The organism is Nostoc sp., assembly GCF_036917755.1.
GTDB lineage: Bacteria > Cyanobacteriota > Cyanobacteriia > Cyanobacteriales > Nostocaceae > Nostoc.
The window spans coordinates 19,651-44,585 of the sequence record NZ_JBALFC010000002.1 but is presented as its reverse complement, the minus strand read 5'-3'; the positions used below and the strand labels follow the sequence as shown (position 1 = coordinate 44,585).

General features: G+C 41.2%; 16 protein-coding genes and 1 pseudogene. 5 read left to right on the top strand and 12 right to left on the bottom strand.

The window, feature by feature from the left end; genetic code table 11:
* Positions 1-210: 210 nt before the first annotated feature.
* From V7L05_RS00985 to V7L05_RS00935, 11 genes are all read right to left on the bottom strand, one after another.
* Positions 211-3,555 carry a tetratricopeptide repeat protein gene (locus V7L05_RS00985; RefSeq protein WP_335160972.1) on the bottom strand — a complete coding sequence of 1,115 codons (3,345 nt, stop codon included), beginning with the start codon at positions 3,553-3,555 and terminating at the stop codon, positions 211-213.
* A gap of 351 nt (positions 3,556-3,906) precedes the next feature.
* Positions 3,907-5,013 (bottom strand): calcium-binding protein, encoded by a 1,107-nt coding sequence (locus tag V7L05_RS00980; protein WP_335160970.1) that lies wholly within the window; start codon positions 5,011-5,013, stop codon positions 3,907-3,909.
* A gap of 477 nt (positions 5,014-5,490) precedes the next feature.
* The gene (locus tag V7L05_RS00975; RefSeq protein WP_335160968.1) at positions 5,491-5,982 is read right to left on the bottom strand and encodes a hypothetical protein; all 492 of its coding nucleotides are present in this window, start codon (positions 5,980-5,982) and stop codon (positions 5,491-5,493) included.
* A 44-nt stretch (positions 5,983-6,026) separates the two neighbouring features.
* Positions 6,027-7,142 (bottom strand): calcium-binding protein, encoded by a 1,116-nt coding sequence (locus tag V7L05_RS00970; RefSeq protein WP_335160966.1) that lies wholly within the window; start codon positions 7,140-7,142, stop codon positions 6,027-6,029.
* A 93-nt stretch (positions 7,143-7,235) separates the two neighbouring features.
* Entirely contained in the window at positions 7,236-10,292 is a 3,057-nt protein-coding gene (locus tag V7L05_RS00965) for a tetratricopeptide repeat protein (protein ID WP_335160964.1), read from the bottom strand.
* A 494-nt stretch (positions 10,293-10,786) separates the two neighbouring features.
* Positions 10,787-11,074 (bottom strand): hypothetical protein, encoded by a 288-nt coding sequence (locus V7L05_RS00960; RefSeq protein WP_335160962.1) that lies wholly within the window; start codon positions 11,072-11,074, stop codon positions 10,787-10,789.
* Positions 11,075-11,161: 87 nt separating this feature from the next.
* Positions 11,162-11,449 carry a hypothetical protein gene (locus V7L05_RS00955; protein ID WP_335160960.1) on the bottom strand — a complete coding sequence of 96 codons (288 nt, stop codon included), beginning with the start codon at positions 11,447-11,449 and terminating at the stop codon, positions 11,162-11,164.
* A gap of 444 nt (positions 11,450-11,893) precedes the next feature.
* Entirely contained in the window at positions 11,894-12,691 is a 798-nt protein-coding gene (locus V7L05_RS00950) for a peptidylprolyl isomerase (RefSeq protein ID WP_335160958.1), read from the bottom strand.
* Positions 12,692-12,706: 15 nt separating this feature from the next.
* Positions 12,707-12,874 carry a hypothetical protein gene (locus V7L05_RS00945; protein WP_335160956.1) on the bottom strand — a complete coding sequence of 56 codons (168 nt, stop codon included), beginning with the start codon at positions 12,872-12,874 and terminating at the stop codon, positions 12,707-12,709.
* A 14-nt stretch (positions 12,875-12,888) separates the two neighbouring features.
* Positions 12,889-14,436 carry an HlyD family efflux transporter periplasmic adaptor subunit gene (locus tag V7L05_RS00940; RefSeq protein WP_335160954.1) on the bottom strand — a complete coding sequence of 516 codons (1,548 nt, stop codon included), beginning with the start codon at positions 14,434-14,436 and terminating at the stop codon, positions 12,889-12,891.
* A gap of 135 nt (positions 14,437-14,571) precedes the next feature.
* Positions 14,572-17,628: a peptidase domain-containing ABC transporter gene (locus tag V7L05_RS00935; RefSeq protein ID WP_335160952.1), complete on the bottom strand. Its 3,057-nt coding sequence runs from the start codon at positions 17,626-17,628 to the stop codon at positions 14,572-14,574.
* Positions 17,629-19,186: 1,558 nt separating this feature from the next.
* Between V7L05_RS00935 and V7L05_RS00930 the strand changes: the two are divergent.
* A pseudogene (locus V7L05_RS00930) lies at positions 19,187-19,399 on the top strand (IS66 family transposase); the annotation flags it as partial.
* Positions 19,400-19,877: 478 nt separating this feature from the next.
* On the opposite strand, the gene V7L05_RS00925 reads toward V7L05_RS00930, so the two are convergent.
* Positions 19,878-20,642: a hypothetical protein gene (locus V7L05_RS00925; RefSeq protein WP_335160950.1), complete on the bottom strand. Its 765-nt coding sequence runs from the start codon at positions 20,640-20,642 to the stop codon at positions 19,878-19,880.
* Positions 20,643-21,359: 717 nt separating this feature from the next.
* Between V7L05_RS00925 and V7L05_RS00920 the strand changes: the two genes are divergently transcribed.
* From V7L05_RS00920 to V7L05_RS00905, 4 genes are read left to right on the top strand one after another with little or no spacing between them, the layout of a single operon-like run.
* Positions 21,360-22,274 carry a cytochrome c oxidase subunit II gene (locus tag V7L05_RS00920; protein ID WP_335160948.1) on the top strand — a complete coding sequence of 305 codons (915 nt, stop codon included), beginning with the start codon at positions 21,360-21,362 and terminating at the stop codon, positions 22,272-22,274.
* Entirely contained in the window at positions 22,264-23,919 is a 1,656-nt protein-coding gene (locus tag V7L05_RS00915) for a cytochrome c oxidase subunit I (protein WP_335160946.1), read from the top strand. Before V7L05_RS00920 ends, V7L05_RS00915 begins: the two co-directional genes overlap by 11 nt.
* 49 nt (positions 23,920-23,968) lie before the next feature.
* Positions 23,969-24,634 (top strand): cytochrome c oxidase subunit 3, encoded by a 666-nt coding sequence (locus tag V7L05_RS00910; protein ID WP_335160944.1) that lies wholly within the window; start codon positions 23,969-23,971, stop codon positions 24,632-24,634.
* Between the two features lie 38 nt (positions 24,635-24,672).
* Positions 24,673-24,918, top strand: coding sequence for a hypothetical protein (locus tag V7L05_RS00905; protein WP_334952193.1), 246 nt, complete (start codon positions 24,673-24,675; stop codon positions 24,916-24,918).
* The last annotated feature ends 17 nt before the right edge of the window (positions 24,919-24,935 follow it).

Sequence of the window (24,935 nt, the reverse complement as noted above, 5' to 3'; positions counted from 1 at the left end):
ACGGTATTAGCCCACCTCCGTGGACTTTGTTTGTATAGCCGCAATGACAAGCATTTCTAGCCAGAGGCTAGAAACGAGGTTTTAAAAGGGTTTGGGCTTAAGTTGACACCAATGGCAGGATGCCCACCCCACAAGATGGATAATTTATTTCTTGGAAGTCCCTAATACCGCGATCGCAATTTGTGGGAGTTTTAATTCAGTAGGAATCTTTTATCCTGAAATAGCAAATAACTTGGCAGCAATCTCATCTCTGAGGAAAGCAGTTTCATCTTGATTTAACCAAGTGAATAACTTTGCGATCGCTTGCGGAGAGCGATCGAGTTTGAGACTTTCTTGGAGCATATGCAAAGCCCCGATAACATTGCCAGTTTTCAGAGGAATTGCCACCCGGATCAGACAATAATTGAAGTTATAGCTACAAGCTTGGGTTGTAATGTCTGCGCGATGTTCAGCAGGAAGATAACTCTCAGAAATTTCTATACCCAGGCGGATGGATGTTGCCAGAATACCAGATGATAAGTCATCATCTGTCTGTCTCTGGGAATGTATACGGTAACGAGCCAAACTTCCCGGTTCATACCACCAATCATAAAAAACAGCAATGCGTTTATAAAGTTCCCATTCAGGAGCGCAAACTAACTTTAGATGATAACCTCCGAGTTGTTCATGAGTGAGGCGACGAATAACAACCGCAGGTATCTGTAACGGACATGTCACACCAATCTTCTGCAAAAAATTCTGAGGGATACCTTTGTGATCTCCAAACCAAGAAATCACTTCACCTTTTTCAATTACTGTTCCTTTTTGATTGAAATATTCAAAATTTGTGAAAGCGGCTCCTATGGAATCTGAACATCCTTGAAGACTTTGTTGGAGTCGATCGTAAAAACCTGGAAGCACACAGTCATCATCATGTAGGACATGAATCCACTGGCCGCGACTGAGGGAAATGCCTGCATTGTGATTTGGCAGGACTCCAATATTTTGCTGATTGCGGTAGTAGCGAATTACTCCTTCCCCGATACTATTTACTAGATCAAACAATGGTGGTGTACTGCCATTATCGATCACCAAAATTTCCATCTGCTCTGCCCCAGACCATTGCACCAACACACTAGCCAGACATTCAAGCAGATAATTAGTGCGGTTATATACCGGAATCACCACAGTCCAAAATGGTGCAGATTTCTCTGGGTTTGTGACAGGTGGAATCACTGGAAACTGATAAGCTCCAATAGTAATCTCACTTTGGGGAATCGGTGGAGTCACGAGCATTTCTGGAGTGATGGCAGCATTCTGGTAAGCAGCCACTGCTTTGGCGTAATGGGGATTAAGTAAGGTCAACCCCTGACGATACACTGAAATCGCCTCTGCAATCTGGTTTTGAATTTGGTAAACCTGACCCAAACGGTTATAGATTTCCCAGTTTTGAGGATTGAGTTTTAAAGCTTGGTGATAGGATGCGATCGCTTCTTCTAGCTGCTCTTGTTCTTGCAGAATGTTCCCTAAGTCATAATACACCTCTGACAAGTCTGGCTCAAGAGCGATCGCTTGTTGGTAATAGCCCAGCACTTTCTGGATATAACCTGTTTCCCGAAGCGGAGTTGTTTCTTCCTGTGTTAACCAACTGAATAACTTTGCGATCGCTTTCGGGCTATGATCTATTTTTAGAGCCTCTTCTAAGACTTGCCAAGCTCCAGTCAGATTAAGAGCCCGTAGAGGAGTTAGGGCTGATTTTAGACAATAAATAAAATGATAACTCCGGGATTGGGTCGTAATCTCATCACAGTATTCAGTGGGAAAATAACTTTCTGAAATTTCAATTGCCCGCCGGATGGATATCATCTGCTTCCCAGTCAGCAAAAGTTCGCTAGTCATGTTATTAGCATATTGGCGGTAACAAGCTAAAATTTCTGGTTCGTACCACCAATCGTAAACAGCTGCAATGCGTTTATAAAGTTCCCAGTCAGTTGTATAGGTCAATTCGGGATGATATACCCCCAATTGTTCGTGCGCCTCTCGACGAATCACCACCGCAGGCATATTCAATAAGTTATTAACTCCAATGCGTTGCAGCCAATTTTTAGCAATCCCTCGCTGTCCATAGACTTGTTGGTGGAAAATTACTTCCCCTTTCTCGTTAATATTTTGATAACCCGTAAAAGCTGCTCCCACAGAATCTGAACACCCTTCTAAACTCTCTTGCAGCCGGGAATAAAAACCTGGGAGAGTATAATCATCGTCGTGAAGTAAATGAACCCACCAACCGCGAGTTAGGGCAATTCCCGCATTCCAATTTCCTGGCAGACCGAGGTTTTGCTGATTGCGGTAGTAGTGGATTATCCCTTGTCCAATACTATTTACCAGTTCAAATACTGGCGTTCTACTAGCATCGTCCATAACGATGATTTCCATCTGCTCTTCTCCCTGCCATTGTGCCAACACATTGGCAAGGCATTCGAGTAGATAATCTATCCGGTTATGTACAGTTACCACCACACTCCAGAAAGGACGATTGAGTGTATGATCTACTACGGTCTGGATAGCCGGAAAACCGTATTTTCCTACAATTACCTCCCCTTGGGGAATTGAGGGTGTAACTGGTACTTGTTGAAGAATTTCAGCATCCTCACCAGTTGCTAAAGATGCGGCATAGTGAGGATTAATCAGCTTTAACCCTTGTCGATAGGCAGAAACTGCTTTCTGAAATTGATTCTGCTGTTGGTAAATTTTGCCTAAGTTGAGGTAAACTTCTCCATAGTTAGGATTAAGTTGCAAGAGTTTTTGATAAAAGGCGATCGCCTTTTCTAACTCCCCTTGTGATTGCAGCGCCAGTCCCAAGTTATAATAAGCTTCTAGGAAATCTGGCTGTAGTGCGATCGCTTGTTTGTGATAAATAACAGCAGTTTTTAAATCCCCTGCTTTTTTCCGGGCAACACCCAATTTATGATTCAATTGTGCATAGTAAAATTGTTGCTCGCTAGCAAGCTTACCTTGAGCGTGCAGCGTGTTGCCCAAATTCGCCTCTGCTTCTATAAAGTCTGGCTTTAACTCTAGAGCTTTTTGATAGTAGTTAATTGCTTCGTCAAATAGTCCTTGTTGTTGCAGAGCATAGCCCAAGTTGTTGTAAATTGGCAGTGAGTCAGGTAATATAACTAAAGCTTGACGGTAAGCTTTCTCTGCTTGGGAAAACTGTTCCTGAACTAAACGCAAATTACCTAAACTGAACCAAGTCTTAACAGAATCAGGTTGAATTTGCAAAGCCGCACTTAGCCACTGTTCAGCAGTTTCAGGTAGTCCCATCTGCTGCGCCAATATCCCTAAACTATATAAAGCTTCCGGGTGGTCAGGTTGTTTTTCCAGAACTTGAGTATATAACAGTTCAGCCTCCACTAAACGATTAGCTCGTTGATGTTGAACCGCTAGTTGGAGGATTTCAGCCACTTCTGTTTTGTATAGCGATTCAGATTCATCCCCTTGACCTGACTGATGCTTCTGCACTGCGATTTTAATCAGAGATTTAACTTTAGATTCCGAAATATTAGTAGTATTCATGGCTATCTATATGAATTATTAAGTTGATATAATCATCTGCCTGAAATCCTTGCTAGATAAAAGGATTATTCTATGCAGGCTCACATAGAATTGATATTACGGGTTAGTATAGCCTCAGAGGACGGCTGATAAGTATAAAATAATATTTCGCCTGTTTCCCTCTCTTCAAAAGCAGGGTGGTTTCATCCGATAGGAGAAAAATGTGTCAGCCTTAAATTTCTAACTGAAAGGAGAGAATTCAAAACCTCTCTCCTTGCAGGAGAGAGGAATGGAAGTTAAGTTTTCCAGATCAGAGTGAAAAGTCAGGGAATTATTCGGGATAAGAGTAGTTTTTCTGGAAAGCAATTAGCCTTAACTAAATGCTATTGATTGAGCGTTAATCTTACTGGCATTCACACCTGAAATTAGTATTGTTTCTTGATTTAATAAAGAATCTAATTTTAAGACAGCACCATCTTTGCTATCTGTAATAATACTACCTAGCTTAAAACTAGTATTAGTATAACCCCAGCCATCTAATACAATCTTATCAATACCAACTTGGAAATCTTTAATTACATCAAAGTCTTTTCTTAAGTAGGTATCGGCTTTTTTGAAAATAAATGTGTCTTTACCACCGCCACCAACCAAGACATCATTACCACTACCACCAGTCAGGATATCATTGCCTGAGCCACCATCTAGCGTATCATTGCCTGAGCCACCATCTAGCGTATCATTACCTTGGCCTGCGTCGAGGACATCATTACCTTGTTTTCCATATAGCTTATCATTCCCCAAGCTGGCATAAAGTTTGTCCGCACCGTTGGTTCCCGTTAAATTATCGTTCCAAATCGTGCCATAGATAACATCTTTACCCAAGTTGCCAATTAAAGTATCTCCTGCCAATTGAACGGTACTAGTATTAATTTCAACTACAGTTATGTTGCTATTGTGAGTAAAATTCCGTTGATAAGTCCCAACAGCACTACCATTGAGGAAGTCACTACCATTGTCGCCATTAGTCTCAGAAATTTTATTCCGAAAATTAATCGTAACATTGCGACTATTACCAACGGTCAGATCGGCGATTTTATTAGAGGAGATTAAATTACCCTGGATACCAAAATAATCTAAAACTATGGGCTTATTGGGATTTGTAGTGTCTAACACCAAAAAAGCGGTTTTAGACAGACCTTTGTTATATTCAACTTTGGAATTTTCAATTTCTTTAGCTTTCAGTGCTAAATTTGCTGAAAAATCAAAAGAGAAGTTTTGATTAGCGTCAACCCTAAAATTAGCAAGTACTTTTGCTTTGCTATCGGAACTACCTGTAAACTGACCCTTGAATCCAATGGCACTAGCATCAGTGAAGAGTTTTGAAAAAGTTGTGTCAGTCTTAAGAAAACTCGCTTTAGCCTCAGCAATAGCAACACCCAAGCCACCTTGAACTAATGTCTTCGTCTGGGCTTGAGTCAAAGTTCCTGAAGGACTTTGACTATAGTTAGAGAAAACAGTATTCTCTTGAGCGGTAACAAAATTCGGTTTGGGTTTGGGTTTGGGTTTGGGATTTAAATTGTAATTGTAATTGAAATGGGAATTGGAATTGGGATTGGAACTGTAATTGTAATTGGAATTGAAATTGAAATTGAGATTGAGATTTGAAATTGGATCGAGATTGGCTTTGACAGTGGAAATAATAAAGTCTGAAAGTGTAGCTAGTGATGACATGAAAACCTCTGTTGAGCTTATTAACTACTCAAATAAAATATGGGCAGTTCAACTGCAACCACACGACAAAGTTTAGCTGGTAGGTTTTACAGAAAACCCACAGGTGTTTTGTGCCTTCAGGTATTATTGATTCTCAATAGCTCTGATTTAACAAAGCAGAATCAAGGTGTCAGAAGCTAGAATTGAATGAAAATAACTAACTTAAAAATCATGACTTGGAAAACCTCAAAATAAACTTTCAAACAAGTCGGAAATACTCACTACGGAGTCCGAATCAATCGAGATTACAGAACCACTTGCAGAAGCAGTGTTTAGATAAGATTTAAATTTAGAATTTCTAATCACTATATTACCATTACCTGCCGTTGCTAGGTTAGCTGTAGCATTATCACCCCATGCCTCAGCTAATCCTGTGCCATTTGATGTGTAATCATCCGTTGACCAAGTTTTGGAAGAACTATTTGCACTAGCAAAAGGGTAACTATCTGACCCGAAAGCGAATGCCCCAGATATCACATTCACTCCACGAGAACCTAAAATCAATTCGTCTTTTGAAACATTCTGTAAATATGGTAAATCAGCTATTTGCATACTTCCATTTTCTACAGTTTTTTTCAACTCTTCAACTTTCTTGCTCAGGAGTTGGCTGTGAAAAGTTTCGTCTTTGACTATTCTGATGAAGAAGTCTTTAACTTTCTGGAAAATTGCTAAGAACATATTTTTTACTGCCTCCTGGAATATTAGTACTTGTGATGTAAAAGTCAACCAGTATTTACAATTTTTAGGGTAGGCGCGACTTCTGCTGGTGTTGCTCCAACCACAACCCCTAGAATATCATTCCCCTTGCCAAAGTCTGCATAAATAATAGTGTCAACTGCGCTAAAAAAGCTGGCTTGTCCCAGTTTATAATTGAGTCCCTTCTGTAACTGGATGCGATCAACCGTCGGATCGAAGTCCCGTTTCAGCACCCCATTACTTTCCACACCAATCACAGCCGCATCAAAGATAGTCAAACCCTTACCGACAGTAGAACCACCGAGGTAGTAGAATTGTCCATTACCTCCAAGTACAAACACGTCTGCCCCAGGCCCTCCGGTCAAGAGATCGGTTTCCCCAAAACCTAGTGACTTTCCTCCGAAACTTTCCTGGCTGCCCCGACCCACACCCACGAGAACATCATCACCAGCACCGCCGATGAGAATATCATCATCGCCGCCCCCTTGGAGGGTGTCATTGCCGATGTTGCCATTTAGAGTATCCTTTCCAAGATCGCCGAACAGAAGGTCATTTCCGAAACCGCCATCGAGGTTGTCGTCGCCATTGCCCCCTTCCAGCCGATCATCGCCACTATCGCCACTGAGGGTGTCATTGCCAGCATCTCCATAGAGGAAATCGTTTTGACTTAGCCCGAATATTTGATCATTCCCGTCACCCCCATAAATCGTATCTTGTCCTCCCCCTGTAAAGGCACTACCACTGGCTCCTTGGATGAAGTCATTGCCGCTTCCCCCATAAATGAGATTATTGCCAGTGATATCGAAGATGCGATCATTACCGGCTCCGCCCAATAAGGTGTCGTCACCCACTCCGCCTTGAATATTGTCATCGCCATCACCGCCATCTACTCTGTCGTTGCCTACTCCACCATCGAGAAAGTCATCGCCGAGGCCACCTAGAAGCGTATCATTGTCGTCACCCCCAAAGAGGCGATCGCTACCATTGCCACCATTTAATAAATCGTTACCCTGGTCGCCACTAAGATAATCATCTCCTCCTAACCCAAGTAGAGTATCATTACCGAAATTTCCAAACAATATATCGCTTGCAGCAGTCCCTGTAATTAAGTCATTACCGCTGGTTCCTAAATTAAAAGCCACAAATTTTCTTTCCTTAATTTGAAAGTTTAAGTTTAGATTGATCGGAGTTGGATATCAGGTAAAACGACCCGTTTAACCACAAATTTTTAGTTGTTAGTTGTGCTGGGTTTGGTAAATCTGTCCTAATTTGATGTTGGCTGACTGGTGTTGGGGATTAAACTCCAAAGTTTTTTGATAGCAAGCAATCGCTTCTTCTTCTTTTCCTTGTTCTTGCAGTACCACCCCCAAGTTATAATGAGCTTCAATCAAATCAGGCTGTAGTGCGATCGCAGCTCGATAGTAAACAACAGCAGTTTGCCAATCACCTGCTTGTTGGCGGGCAATGCCCAGCTGATAATTCAATTGAGCATAATAGGGTTGTTTCTCTGTTGAGAGCTTCCCTTGGGCAAAAAGCGCATTCCCTAAATTGACTTCCGCTTCTATGCAGTTTTGCTGAAATTCCAGAGCTTTTTCATAGGATGCGATCGCTTCTGACCACTTACCTTGTTGTTCCAAGGTGTAGCCCAAATTATTGTAAATTGTTCCTGCATCAGGTCGCAAAGCAATAGCTTTTTTGTAAGCTTCTTCAGCTTCTAACAACTGTCCTTGTCCTTGATATAAATTGCCTAAACTAAACCAAATTTTCACAGAGTTAGGCTGAAGTTGCGAAGCTGTATTCAAATACTTCTGTGCTGACTGGAACGCACCTTTCTGCTGTGCCAGCATCCCTAAACCATATAATGCTTCTGAATAGTCTGGTTGTTTTTCGATCACCTGAAGATATAGCTGTTCAGCTTCCTCTAGACGATTAGACCGATGATGTTGAACGGCAAGTTTAAAGACTTCAGAAACATCTTTAGCATCAAATTGTCTTGGTTTATTAACCAGCTGCAAAATAAAATCTTCCAGCGCTCTGACTGGTTTTAAATCGCCATATAATTTATGCTTATTTTCTGCCACTTGCTGGGAGATATATTGCCGATATTCAGCATCTTTCCCCAGACGGATGGCGATTTGCACGTATTCTGCTTTATTTGAGGCGATCGTTTCTTCTATACCCATCATCTGCAAAATTGCCAAAGAATGCCGTCCCCGCATCAGTTCTCCTGGTAAAGTGACAACGGGAATATTATGGGCAATAGATTCTAAAGTAGAGTTACATCCAGACCAACCAATGCTATCCAAAAAAACATCAGCTAAGGCTGTAGTCCCAGCAAACTTTCTGTTATTCATGTGAGACAAAAATAAACAGTACTTTTGATAATCTAAGCCTAATGCTGCAAAAGCATTGTTTAAGCGCTGGCGAAAGACTTCAGTAATCTCTTGACTTTCGTGTTTAATAAACACAAATTTAGAATTTGCTAACCCTTTGGCAATGGCGGGAAAAACATCATCATGATTGGGCAAATATTTATATAATGACTGGCAACACCAGAAGAAAATTTCATCCTCTTTTAAACCTATATCTGGTTTGTTAATTACTTCAGGTTCAATTGCTAAAGGTGTGTAATAAATAGATAGATTGGGTAATCTAACTAATTTTTCTGTATAATGTTCTTGAGCATTTTCTGGTTCCATTAAGTCACTGCTCAAGTAATAGTCAATTGTCGGTAGTCCACTGGTTTCAGGGTGTCCCCAAGATGTCATTTGAATTGGCGCTAATCTCAGACAACCCAGTTTGATTGTCATTGGGTTCATCCCAAATTCGGGGAAAATTAGGATATGTAATTTATCTTCTGTGATTACCTCACACCATTGTTCAAGTGAGGGAACACCTTGAACAAATTTATCAAAAGTCTTGGTGGCACTGATTGTTGAATCATCTTTTCTGACCCCAGTATGATAACCAAATAATTCAAACTCACTTCGATCCAGATTTTCTACCCAACCTTTAAGCGGGATTTTCCAATTAGAATGATGATAGAAAAACCCAGAGACGATCCCAATACGAACCTTTTGATTCTTATCTAAATTTGGGATAACAAGCGGCTGGACACTTTGGGGATAGCGAGTTGACATAATCTGGTAAATCATTTCCCCATAAGTTCGCTGTAAATCTCGGTCATTTAAGCCTTGATATGTCAAATAAAAGGGCTGTAATGCTCCCACAAACTCAGCGGCTTTTGCCCGTTCTTCCTGATTAGTTAATTCATAACCTTTCGCTAAATTTTGCAAATGCTGTTGATACTGATTTCGTCTGAATTCAATTTCATCAACACTGGAATAGATAATTGGCAGTTGGCTGATACAAACACCCAATTTAGCACGAGCATAGCTTGGCGTAACTTTGACAGCTTGTTCAAATGCCTGTACTGCCGCTTCTATTTTGTTATTATCTCTAAGTAGTGTTCCTAAGTTGTAATAGATATAATCAACATCAGGTTGAATTCTGATAGCTTCTTGATAGCATTCTATCGCGGCATCAAATCTATTTAGTGCCTTCAGAGCATTTGCTAAGTTGTTATGGGTGATTACCAAATCAGGTTGAATATTTAATGCTTTTTTGTAAGCGTCTATTGCTTCCTCAAAGTTGCCTTTTTCCTGGAAAAAATAGCCTAAGTTGTGATAGGCGTAAGAATAGTCAGGTTTAATTTTTATTGCTTGTTGGTAAGACTTAAGGGCATCATTTAATCGCCCTTGTTTTTGGAGTACTTCTCCTAAATTATTATGAGCTTCTACCAAATCTGGCTGCAATGCAATAGCTTGGCGATAATATAACTCTGCAATCTTGAAATCCTCTACTTGTTGCCTACTTAAAGCAAACTGCTGATTTAAGTCTGCATAGTGGGCTTGTTCTTCTGGTGGTAACTTTCCTTGAAGATGGAGAGCATTACCCAGATTCATTTGCACTTCTATGCAGTCGGGTAGAATGTTTAGTGCTTTTTCATAGTAGGCGATCGCTTCTTCTAGTTTACCCTGTTGTTGTAGAGTAAACCCCAAGCTGTTGTGTATTGCGGCTGCTTCTGGCTGTAATTGCAAGGCTGCTTGGAAAAATTGCTCTGAATTTTGATATTCTCCCCGCTGCTGCGCCAGCATACCTAAGGCATATAGTGCATCTGGCTGCTGGGGATTTATGTCTATAATTTGACGATAAACCTCTTCAGCTTGAGTGAAGCGCTTGGCTCGGTGATGTTGAACAGCGAGTTGGAGAATCTCAGAAATTGTAGTCATAACTTATATAAGTATTTTTACTTCATTTGTCTTTTGTTCTTATATCTGCAAGGAACTCAAGTTTCTGAAATTTATAACTTAATTTGGTTAAAACCGACTGAAATACTGATTTTAAGTCTGTTAAAACTGAAAGCTTGTACCATTCTCAACAACCATTGGTAAGGCGCAAAATAAGGGCTTCAGCAAATGGTAGGCAGTATCCACCCTACTTTAATAGCAATAAAGAATACTAACCCAGAATTTTAATTCAGGGCGGGCAAACAGCACATAACTGTAGCCTGGGTTGAGGACTAAATATTGTAAAAATTTATTGAGGAAACAGTTATTTAAGATCAAATGATGTAGTTTAGGTAAAAGCCGAAAGCACAAATCAGCAGAGAGCCTTCGGCTATTTATGAATCTACTAGGCTTTCAAGCCTAACTCTACTTGCATGAGTTAATACTCTTTGTGAGTAGAGTTTAATTCTGATCTGGTAGCATATACCGACTATGAATTAGCCGTTGGTAGCAGATGTAGCCAATGAGTTAGCAGCAGAAGAATTAGTAGTGGTATTGGTGAAACCAGTTGTTTCAGCCAGGGTGTTGGGACCGAATGCAGTAGCTTGGGTTTCAGAATTAGCTAGGTTGCCCTTAACAGTAGCGGCGGATTTTACGTTCTTGTTGATGTTAACGTTCTCAGCAAGGTTAGATGCGATGTTTATGGCCTTTTCAGCAGTAAAAGTATAACCGCCAAGAACTTCTTCAGAGGTAATTTCCAAGTAGTTTAGATCAGAAATAATCATTTGAGTTTCTCCTGAAATTTGTAGTTTTTTTGGGAATCGTTTCTGTAACCAACTTTTTTTGGCTACATACTTGCTACAGACTATGAATTAGCTGTTGGTAGCAGATACAGCCAATGAGTTAGCAGCAGAAGAATTAGGAGTGGTATTGGTGAAACCAGTTGTTTCAGCCAGGCTGTTGGGACCGAATGCAGTAGCTTGGGTTTCAGAATTAGCTAGGTTGCCTTTAACAGTAGCGGCGGAGTTTACGTTCTTGTTGATGGCAACATTTTCGACAAGGTTAGATGCGATATTTATGGCCTTTTCAGCAACAAAACTATAACCACCAAGAACTTCTTCAGAGGTAATTTCCAAGTAGTTTAGATCAGAAATAATCATTTGAGTTTCTCCTGAAATTGGATGTTTGGGAATCTTTGCTGTAACCAACCTTGTTTTTGCTGGTTACATACTTACTATAGGTTATTCCTCAAAAAAGTCAATGCTTTTTTGAATAATTTTTGATTAATAAAACTAATACTTTTTAAGATTAATAGTCATCATATATATCATTTATAGGATTAATTGAAAGCTAGAAAAAATTGCATAAGAAATTTGGACAAAAAGTTAAAATACTCTTGTCCAGTAAAACTTACAGCGATTTAATTTAAGTTTTAATCGCGTCAAAACAGCACATTATAAATGCGTTTACAAAATACTCATAACGAAAAAATATTAAATTTTTAAGCAGATAACATCAGTACAAATAACATTTTTGAAGGCTAGAGACATCTACCATAAGTTAGGGGAGATAGTTAGCTACAAAAACATTTGGAATTGAATAACCTATTTAGTCTTGGGGAATGACATATTTAGCAATTTATCCGGCGATCGCACATTTGCATCTGAGTCGATCTGAGTAACTATTTTCATCACGTTGATTTGTTGCTTTAACCATTGAGAAAATGATTCTGTAATGATTTTTTGGCGCAACTGTTCATCTAGTTGGGGTTGAATGACTTCTTCCACCCAAATTAAATGCACCCCCTTAGGAGTCGTAATCGGTTTGAGAGCTTGTGGTGGTGCAGCAGCAAATACAGCTGCTGCAATCTCTGGACGAAAATCTTTGCGGTATCGGAGTCCCTGGTATCCATAAGCACGGCGCAGTTCTGGTTCTGGGATATATAAACGAGCGATTTCAGGAAAATTGACTTCGCCTTCTTCTAGGGCATAAAAAAGCTCTAAAGCCAAGTCTCGATCCTCGAAGACGACTTCGTAGGTAACGGCGGCGACATAATCTAGTTGGCGTTCATAAAAGTGCTTTTCGACTTGAGCAGAAAATAGATGATTTGCTAACTTCCGCGAAAGGATTTTGTTGTAGGCTAATTCTTCAAACTCATTCACAGACAGGTGGTGTTTTTCTAGCCATGTCCAGGTTTCTTTCGCTTTGACAAGCTTTTTAGCAAACCGTAAGTCATCTCCTTCTTGCTGTAATTCTTCTTGCGTGACTGTAATTCCTAGCTCTTTAGCTGCTTCGGCAATAATGCTTTGCGATGCTATTGCTTCCACGACATCAGGTATCTGACAGGAGAGTTTGAGACTCTGAATGATATCTGAACTAGAAATGGTCAGATTGCGGGGCATAACATTCTCCAATAATTAAGGGCATTGGGCATGGGGCATGGGGCATGGGGCATTGGGCATGGGGCATGGGGCATTGGGCATGGGGCATGGGGCATGGGGCATGGGGCATTGGGCATTGGGCATTGGGCATTGATTATTAATTCTTCTCGTTGTCTTTTTCTTATCTACGAGAGGCTGCGCCAACGGCAAGGTTCTGACTACATCTCTAAACCGCCTTTTTGCAATTTCTTGAATGGATCTAAAACAAAATCAATCACGCGCCGTTGACGAATGATGACTTCAGCATTTGCTGTCTGACCGGCACCTAATTGAATACGTTTGCTGCCATTTTGGACATACTGCTGTTCTAAGGTGATTTCTAGCTCATAGGTTTCGATGTTCCCTTGGGGTGTTTGGCTAACTTTCGAGTCAGGAGAAATCCAAGTAACTTTCCCTGGAACAATTCCATACTCTTGGAAGGGATAGGCATCAAACTTGACTTTGACTGGCATTCCTACCTTCAAGAAACCACTATCCTGATTAGGTATTTGGGCTTTGAGTACAAAGTCTGTATTTTGGGGTGCGATTTGGGCAATCCTTTGACCGGCTTGGACTACTGCTCCTGGCTTAGTGGTGGGTAATTCAAAAATCACCCCATTAATCGGCGATCGCACCACTCGTTGCTGCATTTGAACTCTTATAGATGTAATCTGGCTTTTAGTCTGAGCCACTTCTGATTTCGCTGCTGTTATTTGCGTCTGTAGGTCTTTTAACTGCTCCTGATTTTTCATTACAGCCAGTTTCCCGGCTTGCATCAGACTTTTATAACTACTTTGTTCTTCTTGCAGTCGGAGCTTTGCTTGTTTGATATCAGATTCCAACGTCTTGATAGTGACTTGATAACGATTTAGTTCTTCCACTAAACCCAATTGTGCTTGTTTGATATCTGATATAGCCTTGTGATAAAGTCGTTTGCTTTCTTGTTCTTCTTTTTTGAGTTGATCAATTTGGGTTGCAGAAACCGCACCATCCTGAACGAGTTTGCTAAAGCGTTCAACTTGCCTAGAATCTATACTCAAACGAGTTTTAGCCGATTGCTGATCATCGTGAGTCGTGTAAATCTGCTGCTCTGCTTGCTTAACTAATGCTTGTTTTTCTAACTTTTGGAGGTTATAGCTACTCAGTTTGGCATCCAGGTTTTGCTGTGCCTGGTTAACTTGAGCCATTTTTTCTAATTCTTGGGATTTATTTTGTTGCTCTAAGAGGGTAGTTGACATTAAGAGTTGATTTTTGAGCAGTTCCAGTTGCGATTGCCGATTTTGTAGCCCTTGCAATTTGCTCTCGACTTCTTGCAGTCCCGTTTGCAGCAAATCGGAGTTCAGTTCCAGTAGAACCTGACCGGCTCTGACTGTATCTCCTTCTTTGACCCGAACTGCTTTGACACTCCCACCAGCTTGAGCGTCTAATTTTTGAGTTGCGCCTTTAGGTTCTATCCGCCCTCTGGCGCTACCAGTCTCATCGATTCGTGAGAGAGTTGCCCAAGGCAAGGCTAGAACAGCAAAGCCGATGAGTACATACAACAAACCACGAGTCCAAACTCGAGGTAAGGCATTGAGTAATCCTTCGGTACCGTAGTGCAAATCTTGACTATCATTTTCTGTCTCTATCTGCTCGTTGAACTCTACAGATTCCTCTTGCTGTATGTAACTTTGATGCTCATCTGGCTGATCTTGGGGAAGTGGCGATGATCTATTGGGATTTGGCATGGTTTTATTTTTGATAATGAGGACTGGGGAGTGGGGAGTGGGGAGTGGGGAGTGGGGGGGATGAGGGGGATGAGGGGGATGAGGGAGAAATAAGCAATGCCCAATGCCCCATGCCCCATGCCCCATGCCCAAATGTCAACTAACTTGAGCCAGTTGTTGTTGATTCAGGTAGTAATAATGACCTTTTTTAGCGATTAATTCGTCGTGGGTGCCGCTTTCTACCAAAACGCCTTGATCTAAAACCAGGATCAAGTCAGCGTTGCGGACTGTAGAGAGGCGATGGGCAATGATTAAACTTGTGCGCCCTTGAAGTATTGTTTTGAGGTTGTTTTGAATAATTCGTTCTGATTCGGAATCTAGGTGGCTGGTGGCTTCATCAAATAGTAATAACCGAGGATTTCCGAGCAGCGCACGAGCGATCGCTAAACGTTGGCGCTGTCCACCAGAGAGCATACCGCCGCCTTCACCAATTTGGGATTCGTAACCCATCGGTAGTTTTTGAATAAATTCATCGGCTCCGGCGTATTTTGCAGCTTGGATAATTTCTTCTAAAGAGATATCTGGATGAGCGATCGCAATGTTTTCCCGAATAGTCCCACCAAACAAAAAAGTATCTTGGTCTACAACACCAATTTGAGAACGCAGCGATCGCAAGACAATACTCGTGATGTCATGATCATCAATGAGTACTTTGCCATCTGTCGGTGGATATAAACCTAAAATTAATTTACTGAGGGTTGTTTTTCCAGAACCGCTCCGCCCCACAACTGCCACCATCTGTTCCGCCTGGATTTCAAAGTTCAGATTTTCTAGTACATTAGTCTCAGTTTCGGAGTGGTAGCGAAAGGTGACATTCTGAAAGCGAATGTTACCGTGCAATTTACCCAACGACTTCCGGGGTTTAGTTTCTAAATCTTCTTCTGGTTCTGCCTCCAACACATCATTAATCCGTTCGGTGGAAATCACGATTTCCTGCAATTGATTCCACAGCATAGCCAGCCGTTGGAAAGGACTCAAGACGTTACCCACCAACATATTGAAAGCAACTAATTGTCCAATAGTCAGTTCGCCATTAATTACTTGGATAGCTCCATACCACAGCAATCCAGTATTCACAAAGGTTTGGATGACACCACTGATAATTTGCAGACGATTGCCGATTATCTGAGCATTAAAGGCTTTTTTAACCAAATCATTCAGCAATTCCTCCCAATGCCAGCGCACCGTCTGTTCAATTGCTAATGAGCGGACGGTACGAATTCCACTGAGGGATTCGATGAGATAGCTTTGTTCTTTGGTGTTTGCATTAAAAATCTCTCTGGAAATGCGGCGCAAAATACTTGTGCTAGCCAGCGCCAAGATAAAAAATGGCGGTATAGTACACAGCACGAATAATGACATCCGCCAGCTATAGGAGAACATCAAGGACAGATAAACCACTAATGTCAGCATATCCAAGATGATGGAGAGTGTCTGACCGGTAAGGAATTGCTGAATTTTCTGGTTTTCTTGGATGCGCGAGACTATATCCCCAACGTAACGCGACTCGAAATAGGAAAGGGGTAAGCGGAAGGTATGTTTGATAAAACCTACGAGTAGGGCAATGCTAACGCGGTTAGCAGTATGAAATAAAAGATATTGCCGTAGAGCGTTGACAGCGACACCAAACAACCCAAAAACAATCATTCCCACACCAATGGCGTTTAAGGTTGTAACACTACGTTGCACAAGTACTCTATCGAGCAACAACTGGGTGAATACGGGCGTTACCAGTCCAAATAATTGAATTACTACCGAAGCTGCAAAGATTTCTAATAATGTTCGATAGTGAGGTTTGATTAACTCAAAAAACTTCCAGAAGCTTCTACTTTCGTTTTTAGCGTCTTTTAAGAGGGCTGTAGGTTGGAGTAACAATGCATAACCACTCCAACCTGCTTGAAATTCAGCTTTTGTCAGGCTGCGTTGACCAAGAGCCGGGTCACACACAATCACCCGCGTTTTCGTGATTTCATAGACAACAATGAAGTGGTTGCCTTCCCAGTGGGCAATTGCAGGTAAAGGTTGTTCTGCTAATTTCTCAAGAGTGGCTTTCACCGGACGGGTGGCAAAACCGAGGTTTTCTGCTGTTGCTGCCATAGCCTTCAGGGATGCACCGTTGCGGCTGACGTTGGTCATATCCCGCAGGCGATTGATACTAAAACGCTTGTCCCAATAGTTACCAATCATCACCAAGCAAGCAGAGCCACAATCGGCAGCACTTTGTTGGGCATAGAAGGGATAGCTCTTGGTGAGGCGTTTCCACCAATGCCCCATTTTTACCTTCGGACTAGGAAAGTAAAAACGTGAATTTTTTGGCTGTTGTTCTGACTGTTGAACTCGTTGAGGAAAAGGAATAATTTTAGATTTTGGAGATTGGGAAGTTTTTTCCCCACTTCCCACTCCCCACTCCCCACTCCCCACTCCCCACTCCCCCAACTCCGGTAAGTATTCTAGTGCTGCTTGTATATCGTCGTTTTTCAGAATGTAAGCAATTGTTGGTTGTGTCGCTTGCCAATCTCCTTGTTCTGGTTGGGCAAAGATTGTGCCTGGGGTCAAAGAATGACCTTCAGAATGGCGCAGTTGACCTCTGTACAATAGCCACAACTGGGAATTTTCGGATATTTGTGGATTTACAAAGCCAGTTTCTAGCTGCTGTCGCTCAAACAGAGATAGGGCTTTGAGCATTCCTGGAACTTGTGAAGTATGGGAGGGAAATTGCGAGATTTGCCGACATAACAACAGCAAATCCCAAAGTTCTGCACGGGCGTATAGGCGATCGCTAATGTTAGGATATTTCTCTATTAATATTTGCAATGCCTCTTCCCTAAAATAGCCCAGTTTTAGGTTTGTCGAAGCTCTGACTACATAAGGACTAAAGTTAGCTTCGGGAAACAGAGTCAATTCGCCGAAAACAGACCATGCACCAAAGGTAGTGATTAAATTCTCGGAGCTATCTAACAGTCGGACTTTACCTGTAAGGATAATGTAGATACCAGGATTCGTTTGTGCAGATTGCCAGAACTGCTTCGCTACTGGTGGCTCCACAATCTCCATTTCTGCTAGAAAGTTTTGTAATTCTTTTTCTGAAAGCTTTGCACCCAAGGTGTACAAGAGCCTTTCACCCACATCTTGTCCCGAAAGTACTGGTGGCATTTTCTAATCTCCACAACAGAATTTAGTTATCAATCTGAATCAGATTCAAAAATTAATTAAAAGTATTGTTAAATACAATATTTTCATGGAGGAAGCCCCAAGCCTCCTGAGAGTAATGTTGGGAGGAAAAAGCATGGTAAGAAACCATCTTTCTTTTACATACAAGGTATTTTTGTTTAGCTACATTTAAGGTAAACATCAACTAACTCCATCAACATAGTCACACACGAATATGGCTCGCTCATTTTGACAATCAGCGGCCTGGGTAATTGGTGATTGAGAAGAATTCTTTTTACATCAAAATTTTGTGAGTGTAGCGATCGCTACACCAATTCTTCCAGTTCTCAATCACCAACTCCCCGAATTTTTTCCAGATCGAGATATTGATTGAAAATTAGCTTTCATGCTCTTGAACAAGACCTGATCCAGAAAAAGCATTAAAAGACTGATTTCAGACATCTCTAACTTTTTAACAGTTTTGTCTTGACTAAAATGGTTTGACATAATTGCATAGATTGCATGAGTCTTAAATTATGGCCAAACGTAATCCATTACAGTGGTGTGATCAAAGCTTGACAGCAAAAAGACCACAACTGCACATCTAATTAACTCTACAAGGTTAATTAGATATCTACACAATGTGCAATTAGCGCCCTGTGTTATTCCCCTAGTGTTTTACGAGTCTAGGGGAATAACACAGGGATAGCCTCAATCTCAAGAAAAGTAACCTTGAATACTAAAAAGCTAGTTTTCGGTAGGCTACAGGAAGTAGAAGGCTATAAAAACTATAAAGCACATCATAAGTTTTGCAGCTTTTACGAACAAAGGCAGACGGCAAGAGGAAAGAAGTATTAACAGAAACTTAAGTTGTGGGTTTAAAGCCGCACTAGTATCAAAATAATTATATCGAGACGCGTAGCCCGATATCCAAAGGGGCGAGTGCGGTCTTGGGCTTTGCTCAAGTAGAGCATCTGGTGTTGTCCTTGCTTCAATCCCACACGCAACGGCGTGGGTGCTTCCTGCCTCCTCCCTCCTGAATAATCAAGCAAAGTTGCACTTAAACAAATATTGCTTAAGTTTACTTGGAAGATTCTAGAGTAAATTCTTTACCTGCCCTATGTAGTACCTTTAAAGGAACATCTGGCAAGTTATTTGACGTTTGCATCATACCTCGTTTAGTGGAATAAATGCAAGTGATTAAAATAGATTTGCGATCAGAATATTTACATATTGAACTTACACTGATCAAGTTCAAATTTGAATACTTGAAGACTTTCTTCGGTAAATTTTCAGAAAAATCACCTAATAGATTATCTTTAACCAAAAAATATATTTAAAACCCATTTATATATTAAATCTTTAAACAACTAGGCGACGAGGTAGAGTAGTGCGGTATGAGTCATAACGGCGCATATTGCTTGATATAATAAGTTGTTTCAATTAGCAGTGAGATTAAACACATCAATATTGTGATCAAGCACACACATTAGTAAATTCCCACAACCATACCTTTTTCCCAGAGAAGAACCAATCAAAATCGAAACACAGCAAGTGGCACATAGAGTATCATCGCCATACTTGTGTATGCGACTGTTGTGGTTCTTCAGTTGCTGTTTCCTGGTTGGCAGATATAGTCCCAGGACAAGATATAGGAATCAGACTACAAGCACTTTTAGGATGGATAAATAATTACGGACATTTACCCAATGACAAACAACAAGAACTGCTGTGGGAACTGGGTCAAATAGAAATCGGGGTGAGAACCCTAGTACCGCAAGGCGGAATTCAAAATTCAAAATTCAAAATTCAAACAGGTATACAGCATAAGTGTTTCATTGATTTGGAATGGGTGGCTTATTTACGCCGTACTGTACTAGTAACCACAAATGAAAGAATAGATAGTGCAGTAGACATCTCCAGAAATTAAATATGTATGCGTTATCCAGAACCCTTGTAGAGACGTAGCAGTGCTACGTCTCTAGATTCTTTTTCACGCCTATGTCTATAGTAAGACTTCTAAAAAACTTTTTGGTTGACTAAATGTATAAAGTACTACTTTGCCAAGTATATCCACTAAGACAAGGCATCTCCGACAACTGCACAAATATCTCTGTGACTAACTTATGGGGTGCGATATCTGCAAAGAAGGGAGCGATCGCCAGTCTCGTAGTCAGGCTAGTTTCTAGAAAGGAATAAAGCTTTGAGATATTTATTATTAATAATTAGACACGAAAGTTGGTTATGTACATTCATTTTAAAGAACAAGTGGAGATATTTACTTTACGTTTACGTTTTAATACAATGCCAATCACACCACTAGAAATTAGTAAAGCTACATTAACTGATGGTTCAGGTGCTTTAACTACAACCTGACTAGTATTAACTTCTACTAAGGCTAAATTAGTTGTATTAGCAAAAACTCTTTTTAGGGAACCCTCAACAAGAACTGTCGCAAATTCTTCCTTGCCTCCAAAATTAGACTTGATTCTTTGATTGGTTATCGCCACATTTTTGCTCTGATTTATTTTCAGGAAATCCCCATCACTTTCTGTAAATAAATTACCTTTTATATTAAAGAAATCTAAAGTTTTATTATTGTGATCTTTGTCAATCAAGACCCAAAATATATCTCCATTTGCTTTCGCCTCTTCTTTTGACGAATCGTTGATAGATGTTTTTAAATTTCCCAAAGTTCTAAAGTCAAAAGAGAAAGATTTACCTGCTACTATAGAGAAGTTGCCGATAAGTTTAGCTTGAGTTTCTGCCAATCCTAAATAATCATTATTCATCCCCTCAGCTAAACTTAAAGATGAATTTAAAGCTTCGGGTGAAAGAACTTTAAAAGTTGCTTGGGCATCAGCGCTGGCTTTGACGTTCCCACCCTGAAAAATTGCTCCCGTGTTGGTGTGAGTATCTGTGAAAGTTCCCCAAGGGCTTTGACTAAAGTTTGTAAAAACTAATTGCCCTTCAGATAATGCAAAAGTTGCAGCCTGACTAGGTGAAGTTGCAACCACAGAGCTAGCTAACAACGGAGTAACAAATAGCAAGAATCGCTTGCTAAATTGGAGATGCTGCGTCATAAAACTCTTTTAGATTATAAATTTTGTCTCAGCATTGCTTGAAGCACTTTTTTAGTCGTGTTCGTCAGCGTTTTGAAGGTGTTTTTCACGAAATTCAAAACACTGGACGTCAGGAAAGAACGTTTACTCAACAAAACTGTCGATGGCTTTTTAGCAATCATCTTGAATCTCTTCAATTCATTGCACGCACAAAGTTCATTGGAAACTCTGATATATTAAGATTATGAGCTGATGTCGTTGATAAGTGTGACTCTGGATTGACTATGTACTTCATGCATCAAGTTACAGCTTATCAATAGTATAAGCAAGGGTTTATATAAAAGATCCTACTTAACCCACTTAACCCACTTTTTCCAATAAGTAATAGAAGCAATAGCGCTGACTGAGTACACCCATGTTTAAAGGATTCGGTCGCCGTCACTAAAAACCACTGCGTAAACATTTATGGATCTATAGGACTCGTATTTGATTTTTGAAAAAATCAGTACACCCCGAAAAGACTTGTTCGCCACTCCCTACTCCCCACTCCCTGTCTACGCAAATAATTATGGCTACGCCACGCTGCGCGAACAAAAATCAAAGCAGACTGCTATATCCAGCCAACGCTGAATTATCATACTATTTGGGGTTGGTCACTTGCGGAAAATTGCTATGTTTAGATTTTTAGAATATTTACTAATAGCTGGTTATATCGCATTGCTGCTCGTTATCAGCCATTGGATTGGACAGCAAGCTTACTCCTGGATGCCTCTTGAAGCCACCGCAGAAGCAAAAAAAGTAGATGATTTGTTTAGCTTCTTAGTTTCAATTGGAGCTTTCATCTTGCTTGGGCTGGTTGGCATGATGGTGTATTCGGTACTTTTCTTTCGTGCATCCAAGGATGACTACAGCGAAGGACACCCCTCTAGAGGCGATGTCAGGCTAGAAATTCTCTGGACAGCAACCCCGACTCTGCTGGTGTTGTGGATTGCTTTTCAAAGTTTCCATATTTATCAGCAATTAAATATCTTGGGTTTAGGACAAATCGTGCATTTGCATCTGCCCTCAGAATCAGCTAACGCTGCACTAGTCAGCGACGTTCCCAAACCTGCTTCTGAAACTATTGATGTTTTCGCTAAACAGTGGCAGTGGTCTTTCCGCTATCCAAATAATGTTACCAGTAACGAATTACACTTGAAAATAAATCGCAGCACTCGCTTGAATCTGCACGCACAAGATGTAATTCACGGTTTTTACGTCCCTGAGTTCCGCTTAAAACAGGATATTATCCCCAAACGCGACATTGACATTGTGCTAACGCCTACTCGCACAGGAAAATATAAGCTGAAAGATTCTCAATTTAGTGGTACTTACTTTGCCTTGATGGAAGCAGATGTATACGTTGAATCCCTTGGAGCGTATAACCAGTGGCTCGTCCAAATGGCTAGCGAACCAACGACTATAAAAAATCAGGCAGTTGCCGAACATATCCAACCACCAAAGATATTATTTAAAAGCGGCTGGTATACTGTCGCACCCACTCCCAAAGCCGTAGCGAATCAAAGGAAGTTAAGTAATGACACATGAATTCAGTGAAGCGATCGCCCAGGATAAAGAGCCTGTTGATGGCTGGCGGCAATATTTCAGCTTCAGCACCGACCATAAGGTTATCGGTGTTCAATACATGGTGATGACGTTTATTTTCTTCCTGATTGGCGGGCTGTTGGCGATGATGATTCGTGCCGAACTGCTGACTCCGGAATCAAATGTGGTTGACCGCCCCCTTTACAACGGCTTGTTCACCATGCACGGCACGATCATGATTTTCCTGTGGATTATCCCGTTCAATGCCGGACTTTCTAACTACTTAGTGCCATTAATGATTGGAGCGCGGGATATGGCGTTTCCTTTACTTAATGCCATCTCGTTTTGGATTCTGCCACCAGCAGGTATTTTGCTAATATCTAGCTTTTTGCTACCCAATGGGACTGCACAAGCAGGTTGGTGGTCTTATCCACCAGTCAGTCTGCAATTTCCGCCCGGTCAACTAATTAACGGTGAATTTATTTGGATCGTCAGTCTCATATTGATCGGCATTTCCTCGATCATGGGGGCTGTGAATTTTGTGACTACCATCTTTTGGATGCGATCGCCAGGGATGACATTTTTCCGAATGCCTGTGTTTGTTTGGTCAGTTCTCAGCGCCCAGTTGTTGCAGTTGATTAACTTACCAGCCTTGACAGGTGCATTGATACTGCTGTTGTTTGACCTCGCTTTCGGTACGCAATTCTTCAAACCAGAAGAGAATGGCGATCCCATCATCTACCAGCATTTATTCTGGTTCTATTCTCACCCGGCAGTTTATATCATGGCGCTACCAGCCTTCGGTATTATTGCAGAGATTCTGCCAGCCTTTTCCCGGAATCCTTTGTTTGGTTATCGGTCAGTAGCGATCGCCTCATTAGGTATTGCTGTTGTCAGCATCTTCGTTTGGGTGCATCATATGTTCACCAGTGCCACCCCTGGCTGGATGCGGATGACTTTTATGTTTACATCGATGCTGGTTTCCATACCGACTGGCGTGAAGGCATTTGCTTGGACTGCCACTATCTGGAAAAGCAAGCTGCATTTAGAAACACCAATGCTATTTGCGATGGGAGCAGCAGCGATGTTTATTTTCGGTGGCGTTACTGGTGTCATGCTTGCAGCAACGCCGTTTGATATTCATGTCAACAACACTTATTTTGTGGTAGGTCACTTCCATTACATCGTTTTCAACACCATCACGATGGCAATCTTCGCAGCCATTTATTTCTGGTTTCCCAAAATAACTGGAAGGATGTACGCTGAAGGCTGGGGCAAGCTGCATTTTTGGCTGACCTTTATTCCTGCCAATATTACCTTCTTTGCCATGCACCCGTTAGGTTTGCAAGGGATGTTGCGCCGAGTCTCTTCCTACGATCCACGGTATCAAGGATGGAACGTCATCGCTAGTCTAGCGGCATTCTTACTGGGAGTATCAACTCTGCCCTTTATTGCCAATATTGTCGGTTCTTGGCTATATGGGCCAAGGGCGGTTGATAATCCTTGGCACGCTAGTGGATTGGAATGGACAACCACTTCACCACCACCGCGAGATAACTTTGCAGAGATTCCGATTGTCACAAGACCTCCCTACGACTATGGCGATCCAAAATACTCAGTAATAGCAAATTCTGATAACGGTGAGTAAGGAGTTAGACCAATTTTAATTACGAATTACGAATTACGAATTACGAATTATGCAACGTCGCCCCATTCATTTAGATGAAAGTCCGATCCGTTTTGAAGAGTGGCGGCGACGCCTACCAAATTGGTTGCAGCGCTTCCTGCCAAGTGGTGGTGGGAGTCATGAAGATCATCATGGTAAAGGAATGTTCGGGTTTACCGTGTTCCTGCTGTCAGAGAGTATCATCTTTTTGAGTTTTATCTTTACTTATGTTGTTCTGCGACTGAATACTACTAACTGGCTACCACCCGGTATTTCTGGGCCAGAATTGTCTACCCTTGTGATTATTAATACGGTAGTATTACTTTCTAGCAGCTTTGTTATTCAACCAGCAGAAAATGCTCTCAAGCGTAATCAACTCAGTAAATTTCGCTGGCTATGGCTGATAACGATCGCAATGGGAACCTACTTTCTAATTGGTCTATTAATTGAGTGGAAGAATCTCGATTTCAAGCTGACTACAGGATTAGTTGGTTCGACATTTTACTTGCTAACAGGTTTCCACGGTCTACACGTTCTGGCTGGTGTTGTGCTTCAGATAATTATGCTGATTCGCTCATTCATTCCAGGCAATTATAATCAGACTCACTTCGGCACAAGTGCGACTACTCTATTTTGGCACTTTGTTGATGTAGTTTGGGTCTTCCTTTTCTCGCTTCTCTATCTTTGGCGAGCATAAAAATGTTCAGTTCACCAACTATTTTCAGGAGTAACTTTATGAATTTATTCATCCAAGAATTACCAGCATCAGAACTCGCTCCCAAAGCAGTTCAAGAAACTCCACCACCAGGTAAAGACCCACTAATTGCCCAGAATCTACAAAAAGAGCAATATATTGGGATTATCGGGCTAGCGATCGCCTTGGTTGCTGCTGTGGGATTTTTTAGTCGGAGAGTTGAATACGCTATTGGATTAGCTGTGATCCTCAGCGCTAGTTTGATTGCTTTGTTTTTATTCCTATAGTAGAAGCTTTCTGATTT